Raw genomic sequence first — 2740 nt, 5'->3', positions numbered from 1 at the left:
CCGGCCGCTCCCGACGTCACCCCTGGGGCGACACGCCGCCCACCCCCGAGCACGCCAACCTCGGTCAACGACACCTGGGCCCGGCCCCCGCGGGCGGCTACCCGCTCGGCGCCGCGCCCTGCGGCGCCCGTCAACTCCTCGGCGACGTCTGGGAGTGGACCGCCACCGACTTCACCGGCCACCCCGGCTTCGCCGCGCACCCCTACCGCGAGTACAGCGAGGTCTTCTTCGGCACCGGGTACAAGGTGCTGCGCGGCGGCTCCTTCGGCACCGACCCCGTCGCCTGCCGATCCACCTTCCGCAACTGGGACTTCCCCGTCCGCCGCCAGATCTTCGCCGGGTTCCGCACCGCCCGCGACGCGGACGTCCGCACCGCCCGCGAAGCGGACGACCCCACCGGAGGCCGGTGATGTGCCGCCATCTCGCGTACCTCGGCCCGCCCCGAGCGCTCGCCGAGATCGTCACCGACCCGCCGCACAGCCTCTACGCGCAGTCCTACGCGCCCCGTCACCAGGTCGGCGACGACCAACCCGCCCTCAACGCCGACGGCTTCGGCGTCGGCTGGTACCCGCCGCACGACCGCGCGGGACCGGTGCGCTACCGGCGTGCCGTCCCCATCTGGGCGGACGCCAACTTCCCCGGCCTGTCCCATCTGTTGCGCAGCGGCGCGGTGCTCGCCGCCGTCCGCTCCGCCACCCCCGGCAACAGCCTGGACGAATCCGCCGCCGCGCCCTACGCGTTGGGCCGTTGGCTGTTCTCCCTCAACGGCTTCGTGCAGCGCTGGGAGTCCCTGCCGGGCGACACCGGCGAGTCGCTGTCCGCCTCCGACCTGCTCTCCATGGAGGCGCGCACCGACGCGGCCCTGCTCTGGGTGATGATCGCCCGCCGGCTCACCGCGGGCACCCCGGCCGCCGACGCGCTGGCCGAGGTCGTCGGACTCACCGCCGCCGCCCGCCCCGGGGCCCGCCTCAACCTGCTGCTCACCGACGGCGAGGCCATCGCCGCGATCCGCCGCGGCGCCTCCCTCTACTACCGCAGGTCGACCGGCGAGGTGACCGTCGCCTCCGAGCCGACCACCGACGACCCCGACTGGCACGAGGTCCCCGACCAGTCGCTCCTCCTCACCACCCAACACACCGCGGAGATAGCCCCGTTGTGACCTTCCTCGAAAGGAGCCCCCCATGCCCAACTCCACCACCGGCGACTTCACCGTCGAACGCCGCATCGCCGCCGACCACTTCGGCCGCGCACTGCGGGCCGACGTCCAGGCCGGGCTTACCGAGAACCCCAAGACCCTGCCGCCCAAGTGGTTCTACGACGCCCGCGGCAGCATGCTCTTCGACCGCATCACCCGGCTGCCCGAGTACTACCTCACCCGCGCCGAACGCATGGTGCTCCGGGCCAACGCCGAGCGCATCGCCGAACTCACCGCCGCGCACACCCTCGTCGAGCTCGGCTCGGGCTCCTCCGCGAAGACCCGCATACTCCTCGACGCCCTGACCGCCGGCGGCACCCTGCGACGCTACGCCCCCCTCGACGTGAGCGAGTCGGCGCTGATTGCAGCCGCCGAGAGCCTGGCCGCCGCCTACCCGGCGCTCCGGATCACGGCCACCGTCGCCGACTTCGAGACCGACCTCGCGCTCCCCGACGCCTCGGACGCGCCACGCCTGGTGGCGTTCCTCGGCTCCACCCTCGGCAACCTCGACCCGGAACAGCGTGCCGCCTTCCTCGGCCGGCTGCGCCAGGCACTCACCGCGCCGGGCGACGCGCTGCTCCTCGGCGTCGACCTCGTCAAGGACCCGGCCCGCATGCTGCGCGCCTACGACGACGGCCAGGGCGTCACCGCCGAGTTCAACAAGAACCTGCTCACCGTCCTCAACCGCGAGCTGGACTCCGACTTCGACCCCGGCGCCTTCGACCACCGGGCGATCTGGAACGAGGAGGACGAGCGCATGGAGATGCGGCTACGGGCCCGCCTCACCCACACGGTCAAGATCCCGACGCTCGACCTCACCCTCGACTTCCTCCGCGGCGAGGACCTGCGCACCGAGATCTCCAGCAAGTTCCGGCGCGAGGCGCTGGAGCCGGAGCTGACGCAGGCCGGCTTCACGCTGGAGCACTGGTGGACCGACCAACAGGAACGGTTCGCCGTGCTCCTCGCGCTGCCGGCCTGAGCCCTCGGTTCCGTCAGCTTCCGTCCGTGACCTCGATGTGCCGTGTCCCGGTGCCGGCCGCCTTGGGAATCCGCACCGTCAGCAGGCCGTCGCTCAGCGTCGCGGTCACGCCCTCGGCGTTCACCTGGCCCGGCAGCATCGTCCGGTACGCGAACCGGCCGGTGCGCCGGGTGCCGCGGTGCAGCGTGCCCTTCCGCTCCTGCTCCGCGAACTCGCCGCTGATCACCAGCTGGCGCTCGTCCAGCTCGATGTCGATGTCCTCACGCCGTATCCCGGGCAGCTCGCACTCGACCAGGTACGCGTCGTCCAGCTCCGTCAGATCGGCCAACGGCGCCCACGCCGTGGGCCTCGCGAGCCCACCGCCGACCGTCGATTCGAGCAGCGTCCCCATCCGGTTGAACAGGTCGTCGAACTCGGACATCGTGTCCCGTCCCCAGAACCGCCGACCGTCGATCACGGGCCGTTGTCGTCGCATGGGAAGAGTCATGGCGGCTCACCTCCAACAGGAGAATCACGATAATTCCGCCACTTTCGAGGCTAGTGAACCCACCCGCCCCCTGTCACAC

Annotated in this window: 4 protein-coding genes; 3 read left to right on the top strand and 1 reads right to left on the bottom strand. The window is 72.0% G+C overall.

Annotated elements, in window-relative coordinates:
• The 3 genes from E1283_RS34840 to egtD form a co-directional block, all read left to right on the top strand.
• Positions 1-410: SUMF1/EgtB/PvdO family nonheme iron enzyme (locus tag E1283_RS34840; RefSeq protein WP_165956356.1), on the top strand; the 410-nt coding region annotated here is incomplete at its 5' end.
• Entirely contained in the window at positions 410-1159 is a 750-nt protein-coding gene (egtC, locus tag E1283_RS34835; RefSeq protein WP_132822169.1) for an ergothioneine biosynthesis protein EgtC, read from the top strand. The genes E1283_RS34840 and egtC, both read left to right, overlap by 1 nt.
• 22 nt (positions 1160-1181) lie before the next feature.
• A complete protein-coding gene (gene egtD / locus E1283_RS34830; RefSeq protein ID WP_132822168.1) occupies positions 1182-2174 on the top strand; it encodes an L-histidine N(alpha)-methyltransferase in 993 nt (330 codons plus the stop codon).
• Between the two features lie 13 nt (positions 2175-2187).
• On the opposite strand, the gene E1283_RS34825 is transcribed toward egtD, so the two are convergent.
• The gene (locus E1283_RS34825; protein ID WP_132822167.1) at positions 2188-2661 is read right to left on the bottom strand and encodes an Hsp20/alpha crystallin family protein; all 474 of its coding nucleotides are present in this window, start codon (positions 2659-2661) and stop codon (positions 2188-2190) included.
• Positions 2662-2740 lie beyond the last annotated feature (79 nt).

Source organism: Streptomyces hainanensis (genome assembly GCF_004348415.1).
Taxonomy (GTDB): Bacteria; Actinomycetota; Actinomycetes; order Streptomycetales; family Streptomycetaceae; genus Streptomyces; species Streptomyces hainanensis.
Note: the sequence above shows the minus strand (reverse complement) of the source record. Positions and strands in the feature narration are given on the sequence as shown.